The following is a 17639-nucleotide window of genomic DNA, read 5'->3' on the forward strand; positions in this document are numbered from 1 at the left end:
CCCGCGCCACCGGTTAGGCTCCGCGCAGCGTCGCGTGCCGGTGGCAGACCGTGTCAGGCATGGAGGCGCCGGACCGAAGGGAGCACGACGATGACACTCGTCGTCCCTTCGCCCTCGCCTCGTGGCTGAGGGCGAACAGACCAGGCTGGTGGCCTGGAGCCGGGAGATGCGCGCCGTTCACGGACGGCTGCGCGAGGCGCTGGAGGTGACCCGGCTGGCGCTCGCCGACGGTGAGCCGGCCCGCCCGGCGGCGCGTGACCTGCTGTTGTTCTGTCACGGATTCTGCGCGGCGCTGACCGCGCACCACGAGGGTGAGGACCGGGATCTCTTCCCGGCGATCGTGGCGCGGCATCCGGAGTTGCGCGACACGATCGACCGGCTGCGGCAGGACCACTCGATGATCGGGTACCTGCTGACCGGGCTGAGCGCGGCGTTGGCCCGCGACGCCCCACCCGGGGAACTGGCCCGGCATCTGGAGGGCGTATCGGCGGTCATGGAGTCGCACTTCCGGTACGAGGAGCGGCGACTGCTCACCGTGCTGGAGACGCTGACGCTGGACGCCGACCCGGCCGACGTGTTCGGGCCGTTGTGACACGGTCGCGGCCCGGCGGGATGCGCACCGCGGTTCCGGTCGATGTTCCGGTCGGCAGTGGATACGGGCGGCGCGGCGGGATCGTTCGGTGCGCGCGAAGGTTTGACCATATCGACGTGCGTCGTTAGGCTGCGCTGAAAGCGCTTACTGCGCGAGAGGCGTGAGCGTACGGCGTGGCACGAACGTCCGGGTATCAAGGCCCGTCCCCGACACCGACCGGGCATCGGTGCCGACGCGGGCACGGCACCACCACCCGCAGGAGACCACCATGATCAACCGACACCGCCGTACGGTGTTGTGGACGTCCGCCGCGGCGACGGCCGCGATCGCCGCGTCCGGCCTGGCCGTCGGCGCGACCGCCGCCCAGGCGGCCGCCGGCTGCCGCGTCGACTACGCCGTCACCGCGCAGTGGGGCGGCGGCTTCACCGCGAACGTCAACCTGACGAACCTCGGCGACCCGCTCAACGGCTGGGCCGTCACCTGGACCTTCGGCGCCGGGCAGACGGTCACCCAGTCCTGGGGCGCCGACATCACCGCCAGCGGCGCGTCGGTGCGCGCCGCCAACGTCAGCTACAACGGCAGCCTGGGCGCCAACGCGAGCACGTCGTTCGGCTTCAACGGCACCTGGAACGACAGCAGCAACCCGGTGCCGTCCACCTTCGCGGTGAACGGCGTCGCCTGCACCGGCGGCGTCACGCCGACCACCGGCACGCCACCGACCAGCACCCCGCCGCCCAGCAGTCCGCCCCCGAGCACGCCGCCCCCGAGCACGCCGCCCCCGAGCACGCCGCCCCCGACCGGCGGAGCGATCTACGCGGCGCCGAACGGCGCCGCCGGGGCGGCCGGCACCCAGGCCAGCCCCACCACGATCGCCGCGGCGCTCACCCGCGTCGGCGCGGGCGGCACGATCTACCTGCGCGGCGGCACGTACAACCTGTCCCAGACGGTCACCGTCGCCGCCGGCAACAACGGCACGTCGAGCGCCCGCAAGAACCTGTACGCCTACCCGGGCGAGACGCCGATCCTGAACTTCTCCGCGATGAGCGAGGACCCGGCCAACCGGGGACTGGCGCTCAACGCCTCGTACTGGCACGTGCGCGGGCTCGTGGTGGAGCGGGCCGGTGACAACGGCATCTTCGTGGGCGGCAGCAACAACATCATCGAGCGGACGGTGACCCGCTTCAACCGCGACACCGGGCTGCAACTGTCCCGCATCGCCTCCAGCACGCCGCGCGACCAGTGGCCCGCGAACAACCTCATGGTCAGCGTGGAGTCGCACGACAACGCCGACTCCGACGGCGAGGACGCCGACGGATTCGCGGCCAAGCTCACCGTCGGCAGTGGAAACGTCTTCCGGTACGCGGTGTCGCACCACAACATCGACGACGGCTGGGACCTCTACACCAAGTCGGACACCGGCGCGATCGGTCCGGTGACCATCGAGGACTCCGTCGCGTACAGCAACGGCACGCTGAGCAACGGCACGCAGAACGGCAACGGCGACCGCAACGGCTTCAAGCTCGGCGGCGAGGACATCGCGGTGAACCACACCGTCCGGCGCACCATCGCGTACCGCAACGGCAAGCACGGGTTCACGTACAACCGCAACCCGGGCACCATGACGATCTCGAACAACCTGAGCATCGACAACACCGAGCGCAACTTCTCGTTCGACGCCGGCACCTCGGCCTTCCGGAGCAACACCTCCTGCCGCTTCGCCGGCAGCGGCTCCAACGACAAGACGGTCGGCAACGTGGACGGCTCGAACCAGTTCTGGTCCGGCTCGAACGGTTCCCGCTGCGCCACGTACTCCGGCGCCCTGGCCTGGTCCTTCGCCGCCGACGGCCGCCTCGCGGTGACCCTGGGCGGTCGCGCCGTCTCCCTCTGACAGCCACCCGCCGAAGTCGATCATGAGGTTGGCGGCCGGATCGGAGATCGACGCCGCCGTCAACTTCATGATCGGCCGGCGGAGGTTTGACTGGGGAGCGGGTTGACAGGGTGATCGTTGATTAGGTTAGCCTAACCTCCGTGACGAGCGGAACGGTGCGGGCCGACGGCCTGCGGGGCAGTGAGCTGCGGCTGGGTTACCACGGCAAGACGGTGGTGCACGACGCCGCCATCACGCTGCGGCCCGCGGCCGTTACCGCGTTGGTCGGCCCGAACGGCAGCGGCAAGTCGACGCTGCTGCGCGGGCTGGCTCGTCTGCACCCGCTGGAGCACGGCGAGATCGTGCTCGCCGACGGCACCCCGGCGCGGGCGCTGGCCGCCCGGGACTTCGCCCGCCGGGTGACGCTGCTGGCGCAGAGCCGCCCCACCCCGAGCGGGGTGACGGTACGGGACGTGGTCGGCTACGGCCGGCACCCGTACCGGCAGCGGTGGCGCGCGAACGACCCCGACGGGCCGGCCGCGATCGACCACGCCATGCGGGTGACGGGCGTCGACGTCATGGCCGGCCGGCCGGTCGACGAGCTGTCCGGCGGTGAGCTGCAACGGGTGTGGCTGGCCACCTGCCTGGCCCAGGACACCGCGATCCTGCTGCTGGACGAGCCGACCACGTTCCTGGACCTGCGCTACCAGGTGGAGATCCTCGACCTGATGCGCGAACTCGCCGACACCGCCGGCGTCGCCGTCGGTGTGGTGCTGCACGACCTCAACCAGGCGGCCGCCGTAGCCGACCAGGTCGTGCTCCTGCACGAAGGCCGGGTACGCGGTGCCGGCACGCCGCACGAGGTGTTCACCGAGGCGGCGCTCACCGAGGCGTACGGCATCCGCGTCGAGGTGACAGTCGACCCGGTCACCAACCTGCTCTCCACCCGCCCTGTCGGCCGGCACACGACCCGCGTCTGCGCCTGACCGATCCCTGCCCACAGAAGAGAAACGATGTTGCGCACCCGTCTGACCCTGCTCGCCGCCGCCGCGGCGAGCGCGCTGCTGATCGCCGGCTGCGGCACCACCGAGGAGCCCGCCGCCGCACCGTCCCCCTCCGACGCCGCGCCCGCCGGCCCGGTCACCGTCACCGACAGCCGGGGCAAGACCATCACCCTCAAGAGCCCCGCCACGAAGGTCGTCGGCCTGGAGTGGGGCGAGGTGGAGATGCTCGTCGGCCTCGGCGTGATGCCGGTCGGTGTGGCCGACCCCAAGGGGTACGCCACCTGGGTGACCGCCGCCCCGCTCGACCCGGGCGTCAAGGACGTCGGCACCCGGGGTGAGCCGAGCGTCGACTCCATCGTCGCCCTCCAGCCGGACCTCGTGGTGATGGAGGCCGAGCGCGGCTCCGCCGTCGTCACCCAGCTCGAGAAGTACGTCCCGGTGCTGGTCACCAAGGGCAGCGACGCCTCCGACAACATCGGCCGGATGCGCTCGGACCTGAAGCTGATCGCCACCGCCACCGGTCGCACCGCGCAGGCGGACAAGCTGCTCGCCGACTTCGACGCCGCCCTGGCCGACGGCAAGAAGAAGATCGCCGACGCCGGCGCGGCCGGCAAGCAGTTCGCCTTCGCCGACGGCTGGAAGGAGGGCAGCACCGTCTCGATCCGCATGTTCGGCCAGGGCGCGCTCGTCTCCCAGCTCGGCATCCAGCTCGGTCTCAAGAACGCCTGGACCGGCAAGACCGACGAGATGTGGGGCCTGGGCCAGACCGACGTCGAGGGCATGACCGCCCTCAAGGGCCAGGACCTGCACTTCTTCTACAACGCCTCGGACGGCACCGACGTGTTCGCCGACGGCCTCGCCGGCAACGCGATCTGGCGCTCCCTGCCGTTCGTCCAGCAGAACAAGCTGCACAAGATGCCCAACGGCATCTGGACGTTCGGCGGCCCGCTGTCCGCCAAGCAGTACATCGACGAGCTGGTCAAGGTCTACACGGCTTGAGCGCGATGACCGCCCCCGCCCCGCCGGGGCCGGCCACCCGGCCGGCCCCGGACGGGCCGCCGCCCGCCCGGCGAAGCCGGGTGGCCGGCGCGTTCGCCCTCGCCGCCGGGCTGCTCGTCGCGATCACCGCGGTGCACCTCACCCAGGGCACGTCGTCGGTCGGAGCGCTGGACCTGCTCCGGCTGCTCACCGGCGGCGACGACGAGACCGCCCGGGTGCTCGTCGCCTCCCGCCTGCCCCGGCTGCTCACCGGCCTGGCCGTCGGCGTCGCGCTCGGCTTCGCGGGCGCGGCGTTGCAGTCGACCACCCGCAACCCGCTCGCCTCGCCGGACACGCTCGCCGTCAACGCGGGCGCGCACCTGGCGATCGTCGCCGCCGCCGCGTTCGGGATCGCGCTACCGGCGCTGCCCGCGGGCGGGCTGGCGTTCTGCGGTGGCCTCGCCGCCGCCTCCCTGGTCATGCTGCTCTCGGCCGGCGGCCAGGCGGCCACCACCCGGCTCATCCTCGCCGGCTCGGCCACCGCGATGGCGCTCTCTTCGGTGACCATGCTGCTCCTGCTGCTCTTCGAACAGTCCACCATCGGCCTGTTCGCCTGGGGCAACGGCTCGCTCGTGCAGGGCGACCTGGTCGCGTTCACCCAGCTCGCCCCCGTGATCGGGGTCGCCGCGCTGCTGCTCGTGGCCTTCGGGCACCGGCTGGACCTGCTCGCCCTCGGCGACGACACCGCCACCGTGCTCGGGCTCAACGTGCGCCGTACCCGGCTGGCAGTGGTGCTGCTCGCCGTGCTGCTCTCCGCCGCGGCGGTCACCATGGCCGGGCCGATCGGCTTCGTCGGCCTCGGCGCGCCGGTGATCGTCCGGCTGCTCGGCCGCTGGGTGCCCGAGGTGCACCGGCACCGCATCCTGATGCCGCTGGCCGGCATCGTGGGCGTGATCATCGTGCTCGGCTCCGACGTGCTGCTGCGCGCCGTGCTCGGCGGGCAGGCCGGAGTCGACGTGCCGACCGGCGTGGTGACCACGCTCTTCGGCGCGGTGCTGCTGGTCTGGCTGGCCCGCCGCCACCGCGACGCCGGACCGACCCGGCAGGCGCCGGGCGGCCACGCGGCGGTCCGCTCCCGCGCCTTCGTCACCTCCGTGATCGCGGTCTGCGCGGTCGTCGCCACCGCCGCGCTGGTGCTCGGCATGCTCGCCGGGGACACCTGGGTGCTGCTCGGCGACATCGTCAACTGGGTGCAGGGCCGCACCGGGCCGGCGTACACCTTCGTGCTGGACGCCCGGTGGCCGCGCGTCGCCGCGGCGCTGCTGGCCGGCGCGGCGCTGGCCCTGGCCGGCACCACTGTGCAGGCGGTCTGCCGCAACCCGCTCGCCGAACCGGGCATCCTCGGCATCACCGGCGGCGCCGGCATCGGCGCGGTGTCGCTGCTGACATTCGCGCCGATGGCCGGCGTGCTGGCCCTGTCCGGCGCGGCCGGTCTCGGCGCGGTCGCCGCGTTCGCGCTGGTCTACGGCCTGGCGCGGCGGCACGGGCTCAACTCCGACCGGCTGGTGCTGATCGGGTTCGCGGTCTGGCAGGGCGGTACGGCGATCATCACGTTCATCGTGGTCTCGTCCGACCCCTGGAACACCGGCAAGGCGCTGACCTGGCTGTCCGGCTCCACCTACGGGCGTACCGCCCCGCAGGTGCTGCCGGTGGTGATCGCGCTGCTGATCGCCCTGCCGGTGGTGGTCGCGGTACGCCGCGAACTGGACCTGCTCGCGCTCGACGACGACACCCCCCGGGTGCTCGGCGTCCGGCTGGAACGCGCCCGCCTAGTCGCGCTCGGCCTGGCGGCGCTGCTCACCGCCACGGCCGTGTCGGCGGTCGGCGTGATCGGCTTCGTCGGCCTGGTCGCGCCGCACGCCGCCCGCGCGCTCGTCGGCGGGCGGCACACCCGCGTGCTGCCGGTCGCGGTGCTGCTCGGCGCCACGTTGGTCAGCCTCGCCGACACGCTCGGCCGCAGTGTCATCGCACCCGCCCAGGTCCCCGCCGGCCTGGTCACCGCGATGATCGGCACCCCGTACTTCGTCTGGCTGCTGTGGCGTTCCCGCGCCGCGGCCGCCGCCCGTTGACCCGTTCGCCCACGCACCACCCACCGGCCGTGAGAGGAATGACGAATGACCAGCACCCTGGCCGTCGCGCCCTGGCGAGTCTTCACCGTCGAGGTCCGCGCGCTACGGCGGCTCGGCCCGTCGTTCCTGCGGGTGACGCTCACCGGGCCGGACCTGGACCGGTTCGCCGACAACGGGTACGACCAGCGGATCAAGCTGGCCCTGCCGCCTGTCGACGGGGCGCCGGGGGAGCTGCCGGGCGGGCCGGACTGGTTCCCGCGGTGGCGCGAGCTGCCGGACGGGCTGCGCAGCCCGATCCGCACGTACACGGTCCGCGCCGTGCGGCCGGAGGCGTACGAGGTGGACGTGGACATGGCGCTGCACGGTGACGGTGGCCCGGCCACCCGCTGGGCGCGGCGCGCCCGCCTCGGTGACCGGATCGCCGTGGTCGGCCCCGACGCCGGGTGGGACGGCCCGCACGGCGGCGTCGAGTTCTCACCGCCCGCCGGGGCGACGCTGCTGCTGGCCGGCGACGAGACCGCCGCGCCGGCGATCTGCGCGATCCTGGAGCGGCTGCCCGCCGACACGCGCGGGCACGCGCTGGTGGAGGTGCCGGAGACCGGTGACGAGCTGCCCTGCCGGGCACCGGCCGGCGTGACGGTGACCTGGCTGCCCCGCGACGGCGCCCCGCACGGCAGCCGGCTCACCCCGGCCGTGACGAGCGTGGCCGGCCGGCTGGTGCCGGTACCGGTCGCGGCGGGCGCCGCGCCGCTGGCCGAGGTGGACGTGGACCGGGACATCCTCTGGGAGGTGCCGGAGCGCCCCGAGGGCGCCGCGCTCTACGCCTGGCTGGCCGGGGAGGCCGCGATGATTCGCGGCCTGCGCCGCCACCTGGTCACCGAGCGGGGCATGGACCGGCGCGCGGTGGCGTTCATGGGCTACTGGCGGGCCGGTCGCGCGGAGAACTGATCGTCCCCCACCGCCGGTGGAGCGGGCCGGCGCATGACGCGCCGGCCCGCTTCGTCATCCGCGCGGCGCGTACGGGGCGAGCGGGTTGACCAGCGTGCCGGCGAACTGCAACGCGGCCGACGGGTCGGACAGGTCCACCATCTGCTGGTTGTTGCGCAACTGGAGCCGGTTGAGGCAGGAGAGCGTGAACTCCGGCGCGAACAGGTCGTGCCGGCGCATCCGGTCGGCCAGGTGCGGCACCGTCGCGGCGTAGTCGGCGGCGCACTCGGCGACGGTGCGCCAGAACGCGTCCTGCTCCAGCACGCCCCGGGTGTGCAGCGTGGCGCTCAGGTGCCGCAGGAAGCAGTCGAACACGTCGGTGAAGATGGACAGGATCTTCTCGTCCTCCGGGATGGCGGCCCGGATCCGCCGTACCCGCTCGGGCAGGTCCGCGTCCGGGTCCATCACCACGATCTCCTCGGCGATGTCCTTGAAGACGACCCGCTCGACCACGCCGCCGTCCAGCACCAGGATGACGTTCTCGCCGTGCGGCATGAACGCCAGGGCGTGGGCGTACAGGCTGTGCAGCAGCGGCACCAGGTAGGCGTCCAGGTAGCGGCGCAGCCAGCCGGCCGGCGCCAGCCCCGACTCGTCGATCAGCGCCGCGGCCAGCGAGCGGCCGTCGGAGTCCAGGTGCAGCAGCGAGGCCATGGTGGCCAGCCGCCGCCCGGGCTCCAGCCCGGGTAGCGGGCTCTCCCGCCAGAGCGCCGCCAGCATCTTCCGGTACGGCGAATAGCGATCGGTGGCCGCCTCGTACTGCCGGTGCCGGTAGCCGATCGCGGCCCGCTCCCGGATGATCGACAGGCCGGTGCGCTTGAGCACCGGGTCGCCCTCGATGAGCCCGGCCAGCCAGTCGTTGATCGCCGGCGTCGCCTCCATGTACGCGGCCGACAGCCCGCGCATGAAACCCATGTTCAGCACCGACAGCGCGGTCTTCACGTAGTGCTTGGCCGGGTCGGTGACGTTGAAGAAGGTGCGGATGGACTGCTGCGCCAGGTATTCGTCGGGTCCCTCGCCGAGGCAGACCAGCCGGCGCGCGGCCACCTCACCGGCGAACGTCACGGCGAGCTTGTTCCACCACTGCCACGGGTGCACCGGAACGAACAGGTAGTCGGCCGGGTCCAGGCCCAGCCCGGTGAGCACGGCGGTGAACCCGGCCTGCGTCCGCTCGCCCAGCTCGGCCCGGACCAGCGTGTCGTAGTCCAGGTCGCCGGCGCAGGTGAACGTGGTGTGGTCGCGGTGCGCGGCGAGCCAGAGCAGCCGTACCGGCGCGGCGGCCTCCGGGGCGTACGCGTGGTACTCGTGCACGCCGAAGCCGATGCGGCCGTTGTTCGCCACGAAGCAGGGATGCCCCTCGGTCATGCCGGTCTCGATCGCCTGGAAGCCGGCGGCGGCCAGCTCGGCGGCGCTCAGCGCGGGCTTGGCGAGCTTGTACGCGGTCCCGGCCAGCGTGGAGGTGATCTCCTCCAGGTAGACCGGCAGGATCGCGTCGGTGAGGCCGAGCGCGCCGCGCAGCTCCACGCAGAGGTCGACGGCGTCGGGCGGCAGCTCCACGCCGTCGCGGCGGCGCACGATGCTGTCCGCGTCGACCTGCCAGTGATCAAGCGCCAGCCGCTGCGCGGCGAACCGGTATTCCACGGCGCCGTCGTCGCTGCGGACCAGCCACCGCCCGGGGCCGGCGGGCTCGGGGGTGATCAAGCGCTCGTGGGCGAACTCGGCGAGCGCCTTGCGCACCAGCAGCCGGTTGGCCGTCGCCCATGCCTCGGGGGTCAGGTGATCCACTGATGCGCTGGCGTTCACGCCGGTGCCCCTCTCTCGGTGTCGGGCGCAGCGGTGGCGGCCCGGAACTGGTCCCGGGTGCAGACGCTCAGCAGCGCCTCCTTCTCGGGCTTGCGGATCGGGCCGACGACGGTGAAGCCGACGGCGGCGTTGAGCGCGTGCACGGCGGTGTTGCGCACGTCCGGCTCCACCACCACCCGGCGCGTCGCGGGGTCGGCGAACAGCCAGGCCATCACGGTGGTGATGACGGCCCGGGCGAAGCCGTGCACCGGTGTGTCGGCGGGCGCGCAGAGGAAGTGCATGCCCACGTCGCCGGGCTCCGGGTCGTACAGGCCGGCCAGCTCGACCCGGGCCGGGTCGTACCGCTCGGCCAGGAACGCCGGGGCGCCGCGCCACGATCCCAGGTACGCGTCGTGGTGCGGGTGGTCGGCGATGCGCCGGTACTCGGCGGCGACCGCGGCCACGTCGGCGTCCTGCATCAGCCAGAACGCGGACTTGGGATGGGTGACCCAGCGGTGCAGCAGCGCGGCGTCGGCGTCCGGGTCGACCGGGCGCAGCGTGAACTCGCCCAGCGCGGCGTCGACGCGGGTGAAGGTGGTCATGCGCTCGCGGCCCTCGCTCATGCGGGCGCTCCGAACTCCTGGAACGCGATCGCCTTCTCGATCGGGTAGTGCTCCCGGCCGGTCATCTCCCGGATCAGCCACGAGTTGCGGTACGGGCCCATGCCCAGGTCGGGTGAAGTGATGCTGTGCGTGTGCGTGCCGCCGTTCTGCAGGAACACGCCCCGGCCGGTCTGGTCGACGCTGTAGTTGCGGGCCACGTCGAAGCGGCCGTGCGTGTCGAAGCGCAGCCGGTCGCGTACCGGCGCGAGGAACTCCGGCACCCGGTAGTGGTAGCCGGTGGCCAGCACGAGCCCTTCCGTGTCCAGCGTGAACGCGCGGTCCTGCTCGGTGTGGCGCAGCCCGAGCCGGTAGCGGCCGTCGGCGTACGCCGCCTCGACCAGTTCGGTGTTCGTCAGCAGGCGGGTCGGCGCCGGTCCGTGCAGGCTCTTGGCGTACAACAGGTCGTAGATGTCGTTGATCAGATCGGCGTTGATGCCCTTGAACAGGGGCTTCTGCGCGGCCTCCAGCGCGTAGCGGGTCGGCTCGGGCAGCGCGTGGAAGTAGTCCACGTAGTCCGGCGAGGTCATCTCCAGCGTCAGCTTGGTGTACTCCAGCGGGAAGAACCGGGGCGAGCGGGTCACCCAGGTGAGCTGGTAGCCGTACGTGTCGATGTCGCCGAGCAGGTCGTGGTAGATCTCGGCGGCGCTCTGCCCGCTGCCGACGATCGTGATGCTGTCCTTGGCCCGCAGCGCCTCCCGGTGCTCCAGGTAGCGCGAGTTGTGGATCAGGTCGCCGCCCAGTCCGGCGCAGGCCGGCGGCAGGTACGGCGGGGTGCCGGTGCCGAGGACGAGGTGCCGGGCCCGGTGGGTGACCGGCCCGTCCGGCGTGTCGGCGTGCACCACGTACCGGTCGTCGGCCTCGTCGTGCTCGACAGCGGTGACGGTGTGCCGGAAGCGCAGGTTCGGCAGCTTGGCGGCGGCCCAGCGGCAGTAGTCGTTGTATTCGGCGCGCAGCGGGAAGAAGCTCTCCCGGATGTAGAACGGGTAGAGCCGGCCGGTCTCCTTGAGATAGCTCAGGAACGAGAACGGCGAGGTGGGGTCCGCGAGCGTCACCAGGTCCGCGATGAACGGCGTCTGGAGCCGGGTCGATTCGAGCAGCATGCCGGGATGCCAGTCGAAGCTGCCGCGGGCCTCCAGGAACAGCCCGTCGAGGTCGTCGATCGGTGCGGTGAGGCAGGCCAGCCCGAGGTTGTAGGGGCCCAGCCCCACGGCGATGAACTCGTGGGTCGACATGTTCTCGTTCTCCTCGGCGGGGGTCAGCCGACCGGGCAGGACAGCTCGGCGGCGGTCGCGGTCCGGGCGTACCAGGCGGCATGGTCGGCGATGAGATCCAGCACGTGAGCGACATCGTCCACAGTGGTCTCCGGGTTGAGCAGGGTGAGCTTGAGGTGGTGGGCGCCGTCGACCTTGGTGCCGGCGACCAGCGCCGCGCCGGAGGCGGCGAGCGCGTCGCGGGCGTGCAGGTTGGCCTCGTCGGCCACGTCGGGGGCGAGGCCGGGCGGCCGGTACCGGAAGACCACGGTGCTCAGCTGCGACGGCGCGGCCACCTCGAAGCGCGGGTCGGCGTCGAGCCGCCGCCACGTCTCGGCCGCGAGGTCGACGACCTGGTCGAACAGCGCGCCGATCGCGTCCGGACCCATGATCCGCAGGGTCAGCCAGAGCTTGCAGGCGTCGAACCGGCGGGTGGTCTGGATGCTCTTGTCGACCTGGTTCGGGATGCCCTGCTCGACCGCGCGGGCCGGATTGAGGTAGTCGGCGTGCCAGGTGGCGTGGCGCAGCGTCCGCGCGTCGCGGACCAGCAGCGCGCTGGAGCTGACCGGCTGGAAGAACGACTTGTGGTAGTCGACGGTCACCGACGCGGCCCGTTCGATGCCGTCGAGCAGGTGCCGGCGGGTGGGGGAGACCAGCAGCCCGCAGCCGTACGCGGCGTCGACGTGCAGCCAGATCCCGGTGGCATCGCAGATGTCGGCGATCTCCGGCAGCGGGTCGATGGTGCCGAAGTCGGTGGTGCCGGCGGTGGCGACGACGGCCATCACCACCTGGCCGTCGCGGTGGCAGCGGTCGACCGCGCGGGTCAGCTCGTCGGTGCGCATCCGCCGGTCGCCGTCGGTGGGCACGGTGAGCACCGCGTCGGCGGCCAGGCCGAGCAGCTTGGCGGCCTTCTGCACGCTGAAGTGCCCGGCCGCCGAGGTGATGACGCGCAGCCGGGACAGCACCTGCGGGCGGTCCGGCCGGCCGGCGACGCCACCCACCACCCGGCGGTACGCCTCCTCGCGCGCCAGCAGCAGCGCCTGCAGGTTCGACTGGGTGCCGCCGCTGGTGAAGACCCCGTCGGCGCCGGTGCCGAGCCCGATGCGCCCGGCCGTCCACTCGATCAGGCGCCGCTCCATCAGCGTCGCGCCCGCGCTCTGGTCCCACGTGTCCAGCGAGGAGTTGACGGCGCTGAGCACCGCCTCGCCGAGCAGGGCCGGGATGACCACCGGGCAGTTCAGGTGAGCCAGGTAGCGCGGGTGGTGGAACCACACCGCGTCGCGCAGCCACACGTCGTGCAGCTCGTCCAGGGCGGCGTCGGTGTCGCCGAGCGGCCGGTCCAGGTCGATGGCGCCGATGAGCGGCGCCAGCTCGTCGGGCGTGACGCCGGTGAACGGCCGGTCCGCCTCGCCCACCCGGCGGGCGACCCGGTCGACGCCGCGCGCCAGCACGTCCCGGTACCGCCCGAGCGAGCCGGCATTGAACAGGTGGACGCGTGCCGTGTCGGCGGCGCGGCCGGCGTCGGTCGGGCTCCCGATCGAACTCATGCGACATCCCAGCGGTCGTACGGACAGGGCGCGGCTGGAGCCGCGGCGATCAGGTTAGGTTAGGCTGCCCTTACTATCAAGCGCGACTTGGGGAGCTTTGTCGTGGATCTACCGCTGTTGGCGTCCGACCCTCGTCGCGGTAGGGTCACCGTCGGTTAGGGGAGGGTATCCTAAGTTGACACTCGAATGGAATCACCGCCCGGCGTGCCGGCAGAGGCAGGCGCGATGACACGCGTCGATCGCGACCGGTGGGGCGTGCCGCAGTTGTGGGCCGCCGACGTCGACGCGCTCGCGCGCCTGCAGGGCCGTGTCGCCGCGCTCGACCGGGCCTGGCAGATCAGCGTCGAACGATGGCGTGCCGAGGGCCGGCTGGCCGCCCACGTCGGCCCGGCCGAGCTGGCGTGGGACCGGTTCGCCAGGCGCGTACGGCTGGACGACACCGCCCGGCGCTGCTACGAACGGCTGGACCCGGACACGCGGCGGTGGGTCGAGGCGTACGTCGACGGGGTCAACGCCGGACTCGCCGAGGGTGCCGCCGGCGCACCGGAGTTCGCCGCCACCGCCAGCGCGCCCGAACCCTGGCAGCCCTGGTCCCCGCTGGGTGTCTTCCTCGTCCAGCACGTGCTCTTCTCCACGTTCCCGAACAAGCTGTGGCACGCGCACGTGGCCCGCACGCTCGGCCCCGACGCGGCCGGGCTGTTCGCGGTCGAGGGACCGGCGTCCTCGGGCAGCAACGCCTGGGCGCTGCCCGCCGACCCGGCCACCGGGCGTGGCCCGATGATCGCCGGTGACCCGCACCGGCTGCTCGAACTCCCCGGCGTCTACCAGCAGGTCCGGCTGGCGTGCCCGGAGTTCGACGTGGTCGGGCTCGCCTTCCCCGGCGTGCCCGGACTGCCGCACTTCGGCCACACCGGCCACGTGGCCTGGGCCGTCACCAACGCGATGGCCGACTACCAGGACGTGTACCGCGAGCGGCTGCGCCGCGACGGCGACCGGGTGCTGGTCCGCGACGCCGACGGCTGGACGCCCGCCGCCCGCCACGTCGAGGAGATCGAGGTGCGCGGCGGCGTCCCGGAGACGGTCGAGGTGATCGAGACGCCCCGCGGGCCGGTGATCGACCACGACCGGGTCACCGGCGAGGCGATCGCCCTGCGCACCCCGAGCCGGGTCGAGGCCCGCCTCGGCTTCGCGGCGCTGCTGCCCTTGCTGCGCGCCCGGCGTACCGGTGACGTGGCCGACGCGCTGCGCCACTGGGTCGAGCCGGTGAACAGCGTGCTCGCCGCCGACACCGGGGGAGGCGTCCGCCGCCTGGTCGCCGGCCTGGTGCCGGTACGCGACGAGCGGTGCCGCCGGGAACCGGTGCCGGCCTGGGAACCGGCCTACCGATGGCGGGGCGACTACCTGCCGCTGGTGGACGAGCCGGTCGACGGCGTGGCGGTGTGCGCCAACGACCGCCGTGACGACGTGGCCGCGCACGGCGCCGACTTCGCCCCGCCGCACCGGGCCCGCCGGATCCGGGCTCTGCTCGCCGAGGGCGCGGAACCGTCCACCGTGCACACCGACGACCGGCTCCCGGCCGGCCCGCTGCACCGGCTGCTCGGCCGGCTCGACCCCGGCCGGCTCGACGAACCCGCCCGCGCGCTGCTGCTGCGGCTGCGCGCCTGGGACCGGACGATGGCGGCCGGCTCGGCCGGGGCCGGCGCGTACGCGGCGTGGCGGGCGGCGCTCGCCCGGCGGTTGCGCGTACACCCGAGGTTGCGTGCCCTCGACGAACCGTGCGGGTTCGACGAGCTGTTCGCCCCCTGGACCGACCCGGCCGCCCGGATCGGCCTGGCGCTGGACCGCCTGGCGGCCGAGTTCGGCGCGGACCTCGCGGAACCGGCAGCCGAGGCGCTGGCCGAGGTGGCCACCGGGGCGGCGCCCGGTGAGTGGGGGAGCCGCCACCTCCTGCACCCGGTGCACCTGGGCGTCGCCCCCGCGATCACCGACGCGGTGACGGCGATGCGGCGACGGGTGGCGCTGTCCGGTGACACCGACTGCGTGCTGGCCACCTCCAGCGTGCCGGGCGTCTCCGACGCCTGCTGGCGCGGCCCGGTGGCCCGCTACGTGTGGGACCTGACCGACCGGGCGGCCAGCCGCTGGATCGTCCCGTTCGGCGCCTCCGGGCGCCCCGGCGACCCGCACTTCGCCGACCAACTGACCCACTGGGCCGCCGGGGCGCTCATCCCGGTGCCCGCCGGCCCACTGACGGGAGACGAGACGACGTGATCCACCTGGAACGGATCCCCGGCCTCGGCGAGCTGGCGCTGGAGCCGGTACGCCCCGACCGGCACGCCGACCTGCTGCACGGCTGGGTGATCCGGCCCCGCAACCGGTTCTGGGGCATGGGCGCGCACACGGTCGACGAGGTACGCGAGATCTACGCGTTCGTCGACGGCCTGGACACCCACCACGCGTACCTGATCCGGGTCGACGGCGAGCCGATCGGCCTGTTCCAGACCTACCAGCCGGAGGCGGACCCGGTCGGCGAGCGCTACCCGGTGCGACCCGGCGACGTGGGGCTGCACCTGTTGCTCGACGCGCCCCGGCCGTATCCGGGGTCGTTGACCGGAGCGGTGTTCCCGGCGCTGGTCCGGTTCCTGTTGCGCGACCCGGCCGCGTGCCGGGTGGTGGCCGAGCCGGACGTGCGCAACGGCGCGATGCTGCGGCGGCTGCGGATCGAGGGCTTCACGTTCGGCGACGAGATCGACATGCCGGACAAGCGGGCGCGGCTGGCGTTCCTGACCCGGGAACGGTTCGAGGCGGGCCGCCCGACGGCGTGACGCCGATCCGCGTCACGTCCGGCGGCGCGGAGTCGGCCGACTGGGCACGGAGCGTCAAATCGGCCGCTAAGTCGACCACACCGTTGCTGATCAACGTGGACACCTCTGGTGTCGGCGACGCGCTGGACTGGAACGCGCCAAACTTCTCCGGCATCGGCGGCGAGGAGGCGCGGTACATCCTGCTCAACTTCCCGACCGCGAACCGGCTCACGCTCACCGCCGCGGCGCGCACCGTGGAGGGCAGCATCTACGCCCCCAACGCCGCGTTCTCCGACCGGTCCGCCGCCAACACCGAAGGCAGCGTCATCACCCGGACGCTCGACCACCAGGGTGGAGAGATCCACTACTTTCCGTTCAGCGCCTCGCTGACCTGCAACGGCGGCGGCGACGCCGGCATCGCCGTGGTGAAGTCGTCGTCGACCGGGCTGATCAGCGCCGTCGGGCAGCAGGTGCCGTACTTCTTCGAGGTGGTGAACACCGGCGGCGTCCGCCTTACCGACGTCAGCGTCCTCGACGTGCAGACGCCCCCGTCGTCCAACGCCGGCCTCGGCCCGATCACGTGCCCGGCCACGGTGCTCGACCCGGGAGCCTCCATCACCTGCACCGCGACGTACACGGTCACCCAGGCCGACCTCGACAACGGCGGCGTGACGGACACCGCTACCGCCCGGGGTTTCCCGGCCGGCAGCCAGACGCCGATCCTGTCCGAGCCGGATTCGCTGACGATCCCCGCCGACCAGCCGGAGGCCGGCATCAGCGTGGTCAAGTCCTCGACCACAGTCGCGATCACGCGGGTCGGCCAGGAGGTCTCCTACCGCTACGAGGCCGTCAACACCGGCGGGGTCACGCTCACCGGGGTCACGATCAACGACACGCTCCTGCCGCCGGCCAGCCGGAGCAACCTCACCGCCATCACCTGTGGACCGGGCGACGTGCCGAACGGCAGCGTCACCCTGGCGCCGGGGGAGTCGGTCGAGTGCCGGGCCACCTACACCGTGCCCGCGGCGGACTTCGCCGAGGCGGTGCTGCTCGACGTGGCGACCGCCACCGGCACCCCGCCGAGCGGGCCGCCGGTCGTCTCCGGCCCGTCCGCGCAGGAGGTCCCGATCCTGCACCCGGCGGTCGCGATCACCAAGGCCGCGACGCCGACGACGGTGTCCGCCGCCGGTGAGGTCGTCACGTACCGGTTCACCGTCACCGACACCGGCAACACCGAGCTGACCGGCGTCACAGTCGAGGAGACCGCCTTCTCCGGCAGCGGGCGGCCGTCGGCGATCACCTGCGACGCCACGGCGCTCGCGCCGGGGGAGAGCGCCACCTGCACCGCGACCTACACGGTGACCGAGGCCGACGTCGCGGCCGGGCGGATCACCAACACGGCTGTCGCGGTCGGCACCCCGCCCACCGTACCCGGGCAGCCGGCGCCGGGCCCGGTACGCTCCGAACCCGCCTCCGCCGCGGTGACCGTGCGCGGGAACGGGGCGATCGTCATCGAGAAGTCCGCCGAGCCGGCGGAGGTGCACCGGGTCGGCCAGCAGGTGCGGTACCTGTTCCGGGTCACGAACACCGGCTCGGTCACCCTGACCGGCGTCACGGTGATCGACACGCTGGCGCCGCCGGCCGACCCGGCGCGCCTCGGGCCGATCACCTGCGGACCGGACGCCACGCCGAACGGCGGCGTCACGCTCGCCCCGGGGCGGAGCGTCACCTGCGCGGCGATCTACACGGTCGCGAAGGCCGACGCCGCCGGGGAGTGCCTCACCGACACCGCCACCGCGACCGGCACGCCACCGTCCGGGCCGGCGGTCGTCTCGCCGGAGGCGGCACTCTGCGTGCCGGTGCGGATCGAGCACGGTCCGAAACCGGGACCCGGGGGCCACGGCAGGCTTCCCGTCACCGGGTCCTCGTTCCTGCTCCCGTTCTCGGTCGCCGGCGGACTGGTGCTGCTGGCCGGAGCCGCGCTGGTCCTGCTCACCCGGCGTCGTCGCGCCGCCGGGTGACGCCGGTCCGGCTGACCGGCGC

The 17639-nt window shown here is 73.3% G+C and carries 13 protein-coding genes; 9 read left to right on the forward strand and 4 right to left on the reverse strand.

The window, feature by feature from the left end:
- Positions 1–121: 121 nt before the first annotated feature.
- The 6 genes from ACFYO8_RS26500 to ACFYO8_RS26525 all read left to right on the forward strand — a co-directional run bounded on the left by ACFYO8_RS26500 (position 122) and on the right by ACFYO8_RS26525 (position 7518).
- On the forward strand, positions 122–592 hold the full coding sequence (locus ACFYO8_RS26500; protein WP_354872955.1) for a hemerythrin domain-containing protein: 471 nt from the start codon (positions 122–124) through the stop codon (positions 590–592).
- Positions 593–860: 268 nt separating this feature from the next.
- Positions 861–2480, forward strand: coding sequence for a cellulose-binding domain-containing protein (locus tag ACFYO8_RS26505; RefSeq protein WP_354872958.1), 1620 nt, complete (start codon positions 861–863; stop codon positions 2478–2480).
- Positions 2481–2635: 155 nt separating this feature from the next.
- The gene (locus ACFYO8_RS26510; RefSeq protein WP_387257708.1) at positions 2636–3445 is read left to right on the forward strand and encodes an ABC transporter ATP-binding protein; all 810 of its coding nucleotides are present in this window, start codon (positions 2636–2638) and stop codon (positions 3443–3445) included.
- A 27-nt stretch (positions 3446–3472) separates the two neighbouring features.
- Positions 3473–4462: an iron-siderophore ABC transporter substrate-binding protein gene (locus ACFYO8_RS26515; RefSeq protein WP_357710335.1), complete on the forward strand. Its 990-nt coding sequence runs from the start codon at positions 3473–3475 to the stop codon at positions 4460–4462.
- Positions 4463–4467: 5 nt separating this feature from the next.
- Positions 4468–6570 (forward strand): iron ABC transporter permease, encoded by a 2103-nt coding sequence (locus tag ACFYO8_RS26520; RefSeq protein WP_354873123.1) that lies wholly within the window; start codon positions 4468–4470, stop codon positions 6568–6570.
- A gap of 45 nt (positions 6571–6615) precedes the next feature.
- A complete protein-coding gene (locus ACFYO8_RS26525) occupies positions 6616–7518 on the forward strand; it encodes a siderophore-interacting protein (protein ID WP_354872963.1) in 903 nt (300 codons plus the stop codon).
- A 54-nt stretch (positions 7519–7572) separates the two neighbouring features.
- Here the strand turns inward: ACFYO8_RS26525 and ACFYO8_RS26530 are convergent, their stop codons facing one another.
- The 4 genes from ACFYO8_RS26530 to ACFYO8_RS26545 are packed head-to-tail and all read right to left on the reverse strand — an operon-like array spanning position 7573 to position 12795.
- Entirely contained in the window at positions 7573–9357 is a 1785-nt protein-coding gene (locus ACFYO8_RS26530) for an IucA/IucC family siderophore biosynthesis protein (protein WP_355095465.1), read from the reverse strand.
- On the reverse strand, positions 9354–9938 hold the full coding sequence (locus ACFYO8_RS26535) for a GNAT family N-acetyltransferase (RefSeq protein WP_354873125.1): 585 nt from the start codon (positions 9936–9938) through the stop codon (positions 9354–9356). Before ACFYO8_RS26535 ends, ACFYO8_RS26530 begins: the two co-directional genes overlap by 4 nt.
- Positions 9939–9955: 17 nt before the next feature.
- Positions 9956–11230, reverse strand: coding sequence for a lysine N(6)-hydroxylase/L-ornithine N(5)-oxygenase family protein (locus ACFYO8_RS26540; protein WP_354872968.1), 1275 nt, complete (start codon positions 11228–11230; stop codon positions 9956–9958).
- 23 nt (positions 11231–11253) lie between these two features.
- The gene (locus ACFYO8_RS26545) at positions 11254–12795 is read right to left on the reverse strand and encodes an aspartate aminotransferase family protein (RefSeq protein WP_354872970.1); all 1542 of its coding nucleotides are present in this window, start codon (positions 12793–12795) and stop codon (positions 11254–11256) included.
- Between the two features lie 225 nt (positions 12796–13020).
- Between ACFYO8_RS26545 and ACFYO8_RS26550 the strand changes: the two genes are divergently transcribed.
- From ACFYO8_RS26550 to ACFYO8_RS26560, 3 genes are read left to right on the forward strand one after another with little or no spacing between them, the layout of a single operon-like run.
- A complete protein-coding gene (locus ACFYO8_RS26550; RefSeq protein WP_355095467.1) occupies positions 13021–15063 on the forward strand; it encodes a penicillin acylase family protein in 2043 nt (680 codons plus the stop codon).
- A complete protein-coding gene (locus ACFYO8_RS26555) occupies positions 15060–15617 on the forward strand; it encodes a GNAT family N-acetyltransferase (protein ID WP_354872974.1) in 558 nt (185 codons plus the stop codon). Before ACFYO8_RS26550 ends, ACFYO8_RS26555 begins: the two co-directional genes overlap by 4 nt.
- Positions 15614–17617, forward strand: a complete 2004-nt coding sequence (locus ACFYO8_RS26560; RefSeq protein WP_387257697.1) for a collagen-binding domain-containing protein — start codon at positions 15614–15616, stop codon at positions 17615–17617. Before ACFYO8_RS26555 ends, ACFYO8_RS26560 begins: the two co-directional genes overlap by 4 nt.
- Positions 17618–17639: the final 22 nt, after the last annotated feature.

Origin of the sequence: Micromonospora sp. NPDC005257, from assembly GCF_042872445.1 — a bacterium.
Taxonomy (GTDB): Bacteria; Actinomycetota; Actinomycetes; order Mycobacteriales; family Micromonosporaceae; genus Micromonospora.